Annotated in this window: 6 protein-coding genes; 2 read left to right on the top strand and 4 right to left on the bottom strand. The window is 69.6% G+C overall.

Translation table 11 applies throughout. The features are described from left to right. Positions 1 to 386, top strand: a 386-nt coding sequence (locus AC08OP_RS19360; protein ID WP_476615480.1) for a hypothetical protein, incomplete at its 5' end; no start/stop codon positions are given. A 368-nt stretch (positions 387 to 754) separates the two neighbouring features. Here AC08OP_RS19360 and AC08OP_RS19355 read toward each other — a convergent pair. The 4 genes from AC08OP_RS19355 to AC08OP_RS19340 all read right to left on the bottom strand — a co-directional run bounded on the left by AC08OP_RS19355 (position 755) and on the right by AC08OP_RS19340 (position 4,985). Further along, on the bottom strand, positions 755 to 1,174 hold the full coding sequence (locus AC08OP_RS19355; RefSeq protein ID WP_476615479.1) for a type II toxin-antitoxin system VapC family toxin: 420 nt from the start codon (positions 1,172 to 1,174) through the stop codon (positions 755 to 757). A 6-nt stretch (positions 1,175 to 1,180) separates the two neighbouring features. After that, the gene (locus tag AC08OP_RS19350; RefSeq protein WP_476615478.1) at positions 1,181 to 1,408 is read right to left on the bottom strand and encodes a hypothetical protein; all 228 of its coding nucleotides are present in this window, start codon (positions 1,406 to 1,408) and stop codon (positions 1,181 to 1,183) included. A gap of 162 nt (positions 1,409 to 1,570) precedes the next feature. Then, positions 1,571 to 2,821 (bottom strand): McrC family protein, encoded by a 1,251-nt coding sequence (locus AC08OP_RS19345; protein WP_476615477.1) that lies wholly within the window; start codon positions 2,819 to 2,821, stop codon positions 1,571 to 1,573. 4 nt (positions 2,822 to 2,825) lie between these two features. After that, positions 2,826 to 4,985: an McrB family protein gene (locus tag AC08OP_RS19340; RefSeq protein WP_476615476.1), complete on the bottom strand. Its 2,160-nt coding sequence runs from the start codon at positions 4,983 to 4,985 to the stop codon at positions 2,826 to 2,828. Between the two features lie 541 nt (positions 4,986 to 5,526). Here AC08OP_RS19340 and AC08OP_RS19335 point away from each other — a divergent pair. Next, on the top strand, positions 5,527 to 5,936 hold a 410-nt coding region (locus tag AC08OP_RS19335; protein WP_476615475.1), incomplete at its 3' end, for a hypothetical protein.

Here is a 5,936-nt window from a genome sequence, read left to right as displayed (position 1 = left end):
TGGGGCATGAGCTCGGAATCATAATCCGCTTAGCCCTGCTCGCCGGAGAGGGCAAAAATTGTAGAGAAAGCAATATCCAGTATTTTTCTCCCGAAAATCGGTCTTTCATGTGCTTGGTAGGCGGGGTGCGGTGCGGCCGCCTGCACGGTGTTAGTGACGTTGGGGCCGGCCTCCTCGATGATGCCCGCGCCCTCGTGCCCGCCGACGATCGGGAAGCGGGGCGGCAGGTCGCCGACGGCTGTCGGAGCCCCGGCGCCGAACAGGGCGGCCGGACAGGCATGGCCGTCGTCACATCCACCATGGGCGATGGCAATTTCGGCGCCGAAAGCACGCTACTTCCCGAAAAGGGAGGCGGTCTCAACCGGTCGGTGCGCCAGCTCTGGTAGAAGGGCTGCCGGCTGGTCGAGTGAGCCCGGGGACGCTTCATGATCTACCGGCGCCCTGCCCGTAGTCGCCTGAAGTGCGTCGGCCATCTCCGGGTCGGCGGGGAGGAACGTCTCCACCGCCAGCTCGGAGACGGTCACGTCCGTCGAGAACGGTGATGAAGGTCCCCACCAGCACCACGACAAGGGCGCCCGCCGAGGGGGAGCGGTCTCTGCCGAAGGCGGTCGTTCGCCGACCTCGACGGTGAGGTGGTGGGGATCTGCTTCAGAGGTCATTCGTGCTGCTCTCCTGCTCTGCCCGCCATCACCGTGATGATGATTCTGGGATGGCTACCCGTGGCCCGCAGGCTTCCGCACCCCCGACCGTCGAATCAATTACGTCCGAGGTAATGGGGCTGGCGCCACCGGGCACGGCCGAGAAGATCGCCGCAATGACGGTGGTCGAGCGTGGCAACACGTGGTGTGTCCAATCGTTCGGCGAGCGCGATGAGGCTCGCATCGGTGCCACCGAGCGGGAGATCCCGATATCGACCGGCCAGTTCCCGCACTCGGGACCAGTCCGCATACGTCAACGTCTCCACAATGAGCGCATCGTCGATGATCGACGTGTAAAGAGCCAGTTCCGCCGTAGCGCCCAGTTCCCGGTTGATAAGATAGGCGGCTTCCGCGATCACGAGAGGAGAGGTGACCAGCGCCCCCTCGGTCTCCTCCAGAAGATGTGCGCACGCCACATGGTGAGGATCGCTGCGGTCAGTGGCAGCGACGATCACTCCGGTGTCGACGAGGAGCACCCGGGGTCAGTCCCGGCCGAAGCCGTCCGCCAGAAGGTCGTCGATGCGTGCGGTGATGCCCTCGGCCGACGCACCCGCCCCCACGAACGCCAGCCTGCGACGTGACTGCGGCGCGGCCGGGGGAAGGTGGGCCGCGAGGTCCGCGATGACCTCGACGAGGCTCACACCACGCCGCTCGACCTCGGCGGTCAGGCGCCGGACCACCTCGTCAGGAAGATCAAGCGTGAGGCTCACGACGACGATTCTACGACCCTGAGAGACGAGTGGCCGGGGATCCGCGCCGGCCTAAAGCACCGCCTCCGGCCATCCTGACCAGCGCCACCAAGGTGGCCGCGCCATGGGCCGGGGATGGGAACGGGGACGGATCCGGCCGGTCCGCGGGATCGGAGAGCTCCGTCAGACGGACGGGGGGATCATGTCGTCGGCGATCCGCTCGATCCTGGCCCGTAACTCGGCCAGGGGGAGCCTCAGGTCGAGCACGTACGTCACGAGCTCGATGGGCGCGGGACCCCCGATCCGGCGCCGGACGACGTCGCCACGACCGCCGGGCTGGCCGTCGGCCCGCTCCGAGCCAGCGTAGACGAGCCGTCCCTGCCGGGCGCCGAGCCGGGCACAGTAGGCGATCATCTGGTGGTACACGTGTGCGCGCGCGCCCTGTCGGATCGCGAGCCGGTACTTCGCGTCGAGGACAACCGCCGGGATCATCCGCCCGCCCGGGCCCTCCGGCCGGTACAGCACGAGATCGGGGCACATCTCCAGCGTCCGGTCCTCGTCGAGGTGGTGGGTGCGGTCCTGCAGGCGGACCTCACCGCCGCGACGGGTGAGGACCTCGTCGACGGCGTGGGTCACGAAGTCCTCGAAGACCTCCCACATCTTCACCACGAAGCCGTCCACCCGGAGCGTCTCCCCGTCTTCCCGTTCGAAGGAAGACGAGCGCAAGACCGTCTCGGCGAGCCGGAGCGCCGCCTGGTAGGGCGCGTTCACCCGGGTTGGCACCCAGTCCGGCGGCTCGACGGGGCCGTGCGCCGGCTCGGCCACCCCGGCCAGGGCGGCGGCGATACGGCGCAGCTCCTGGGCGGTGGCCGGTGCCACCCCGGCCAGGGCGAGCAGCGAGCGGGTGGCTGCGAGCAGCAACCGGTTCTCGGCGGTGTCGACGGTGCGCTCGTCATAGCGCACCTCGAGGGGGAACATCACCCCGGACCGTTGCCGGAGCTGCGCGGACTCGCGCAGCCGGCCGCGAAGGACGGGAAGCGCCGCATCCACCTGCCGATAGCCTCGCGGCACCCCGTGCGCGAGCGCCCGCGAGGCGGTTCGGGCGAACGCCACGGCGACCGCGGGCAGAAGATCCGGTTCCTCCGCCGCCTGGACCTCGTCCTCGAACCACCTGCCGCGATCCTGCGCGTAGCCAAGCAGAAACAGCAGACGGCGGATGGTGACCTTGGGTCGGATGCGAACCTCGAACGCCTCCTCGCCCGACCCGAGGCGCACGGTGCCGACCAGGGCGTTGTCCTTGACCTCGCAGGTACCGTCGGCACGCCGTTGCCGCACCTGCGCCACCTCGCTGGCCTCGAGCGCATCGGCCTGGCCCGGGCTCAGCTTCCGCCGCTGCCACCCGGCGCCCTCGGTCAGCTCCACCGGTGCAAGCATGGCATCAGCCTGCCGCGGGGCCGAGGGACTGCCGCAGCGCCGGTAGGCCGTACCGGGCGGCGAGGTCGATGGTCTCGCCGACGTGATGTTCGGCCAGCAGCGGCAGGATCTGATGTTCCCACACCCGGTCGAGGCCGTCGGCACTCTGGTGGACGCGGTCGCGCATCAGATAGGACGGGCCGACGCGGGCGTCCGGGTCGTCGATGCGGCGGTTCAGCTCGCCGAGCAGGCGGGCCGCCTCGTCGGGCAGGTCGCGTGCCGCGAGCCAGCGGCGCAGCACGGACGCGGTCGGCTCGACGTCCGGATGGAGCCCGACGAAGGTGAACCGCCGGCGCAGCGCCTGGTCGAAGGCGGCGATCGAACGGTCCGCGCTGTTCATCGTGCCGATGATGAACAGGTTCTTCGGTAGTTGGAAGTCGCGCGTGTCCGCGGAGGCGTACTGGGTGGTGACGGCCTCCCCGCGGTATTCCAGCAGGAAGTACAGCTCACCGAAGATCCTGGCCAGGTCACCCCGGTTGATCTCATCGATGATCAGGAAGAACGCCTGGCGGGGATTGAGCTCGGCGGCGGTGGCGAGCCGGCGCAGCGGACCGTCCACGAGCTCGAAGGACATCCGGTTGGTGGTGGCCGCGTCACCGTCGCCACCCTTCACCTGCACCGGGCGGAAACCCTGGAAGAAGTCCTCGTACATATAGGACGGATGGAACTGGACGAGGGTGACGTTCTCGCGCCGATCGTCGGCGAGATGCCAGGCCAGGTGCCGGGCGAGGTACGTCTTGCCGGTGCCGGGCGGGCCGTAGAAGATGAGCTGCGGCCGGTCCCGCAGAAGCTCGACGCACCTGCGCAACCAGTCCCGGCGGTAAAAGAGGCCGTCCGCGAACTCGTCCGTGACCTCGCGCAGATCGTCCCCGCCGAGGACCTGCCCGGCGAGGACCTGCCCGGCGAGGTCGGCGTCGGCGCTCTGGGGGACGGCCCCCGTCGTCGCGATCGATGTCACCGGCGCGGGCCCGGGCACCAGGGCGTCGAGGTCGGCGACGAAATCGGAAAGATCGACGATGCGCGCTTCCGCGTTGCCGAGCAGGGCCGCCACCCGATCGGGCAGATCGAGGTAGTTCACCGGCTCGTCGGCGTTGCGCCAGTGGACCGGCCGTTGCAGGTCCGCGACGCCCCCGACGCTCGCGACGAACACCGGCGGTCCGAGGATCTCCCCGACGTAGTACTGGTCACGGTCGTTCACGACGACGAGGTCGTTCTCCCGCATCCGGCTCAGGAAGGCGTGGTACTCGCTGGTGAGCCGGCCGCGCCGGGCCGAGGTGAGCGAGGCGTGTTCGCGGTCGACCGCCCGGCGCACCTGTTCCCGGTCGACCCCGGGCCGCACCTCCAGCCGGTCACCGGGCAGGGAACAGACCTCGTCGGCCAGCCAGAGATCCCGCGCCAGCGAACGGCCACGCCGGTCCGCGCCGCGTACCAGCCAGGCCCGGCGAGGGATCCGCTCCGGCGCGATGGACTCGACGAGCATGCGGAGGTCGTCGAGCGGCAGCCGCAGCTCGCCGGCCGCCCGCCCCGCCGTCAGGTCGCCGACCTCGACCTCGAACCAGTCCAGCCAGTCGCGATACTCGTCCTCGGTGAAGAGGGCCTCGCGCGGCGGCCGGCCCGCCGGGTCGAGCACGCGCGACCAGCCCTCGGGGCGGAAGCCGCACAGATGGCGGACGAGGCCGTCGACCGTCAGATCGGCCACCGTCGAGAGATCCGTGACGCTGACCCAGGTCTGCTCGGGCAGCACCGCGAGGACGTCGTCCACCAGGCCGAGGCTGCTCCGGTGTTCCCGCCAGTAAGTGTTGTGCTCCGTGACATCACGCCACCACGCGGCCTGGTCCGGGAACGCCCGCAACGCATCCCGGCCGATTCCGGTGGCCTGCCACCGGCGGTTACTCTCACTCAGATGACCGGCCCTGGCCAGGTAGACAGCGCCCCGCAGGACGAGTTTCCTTGCGACGGCGCTCCGCGGGTCGTCACCTGATCCGCGCCGCCATCCGGGATCGGCGCCAGCATCGGACGCACGCATCCGCATCCACAGCTCGTCCGGAGACGCCTCGCCGACCTCCGCCAAGATCCGCATAACCCGGTACAGCAGCCCACCGATGATCTCTAGCTGATCCGCCATGCACCCGCCCCCGACGCGATCCACCCGCAGGATCTGATCGAGAGCAATTATTCATCAGGTCATCAGACAACGACGAAGCACTCATAACGAACGAAACTTCAACTACCCAGAGTGATCATTCTGGTGAGCCAGCCAGGCCGTCCGGAGAGGTATCGAGCCGTCCGTCTCCCGCTGCCGCCGTCCACACGCCTCGCGCACCGAGCGCCCGTCGCCCCCGGCGAGCCTGCCGGCTGCCGAAGATCGATGATGCTGTGAGCAGGCCACATCGAGCGACAGGACAGGATAGGGCGCGAGCGTGAAGGCGCGCGAACCGATCTGTTTCGCGCGGCGCCGGCTCACGTGGACCGTGGAGAAATACGTTCCCCGATTGCCGGAGGTGATTACAGGCGGCAATCTCGCCCGGCTCGCTTCTCCGCGCCAGGACGCCGTACAAGTGCCAGGCGCTTCTGAATACGGTACCGTTGGCCCGGTCACGAGAATGGCTCTCTTCTGCCCCGGGAGCGTCCATGGCTGTTCGCCGGTCTCCGGCCAGGTCGCCGCAGTGACTCCGGCCGAGTTCCGTGGCCTCGAAACCGCCCCGGAACGACCCGACGCAGGTGGTGGGCCGGTCCCGGAGCAGTCGCGGGTCACCGAGATCGACAGAAAGCTCGACCTGCTGGACCGCGCCGCCTCCCCGGGCGACTCACCCGAGCCCCGCCATCAGGAGCGACCGGCCGGCCGGGATGCTCCCAGCCGGAACACCTCCAGCATCGACGCCAAGCTGGACCTTCTCGACAGGGCGGCGCTCGCCCGTTCCGGCGGCGGCGCGGCTACGCCAGCGGACACCACCGGCGACCGGCCGTCCGAGGTCCGCCCGCCCACCGAGCCCGGGAACAGCGACCGGGCTCGGATCGAGGCCAAACTGGCGCTGTTGGAGGACGCGGCCCGCCGCTACCGCCCCGAGCCCCCGGA

The organism is Frankia sp. CeRuru1 (assembly GCF_977966315.1).
The sequence above is the reverse complement of the archived record's forward strand: the minus strand, read 5'-3'. Positions and strand labels throughout refer to the sequence as shown.

What these genes read in the sequence shown, in the direction of transcription:
- AC08OP_RS19345 (WP_476615477.1), bottom strand. Translation starts at nt 2,821, where the DNA reads ATGCTTGCACCGGTGGAGCTGACCGAGGGCGCCGGGTGGCAGCGGCGG.
- AC08OP_RS19340 (WP_476615476.1), bottom strand. Translation starts at nt 4,985, where the DNA reads ATGGCGGATCAGCTAGAGATCATCGGTGGGCTGCTGTACCGGGTTATG.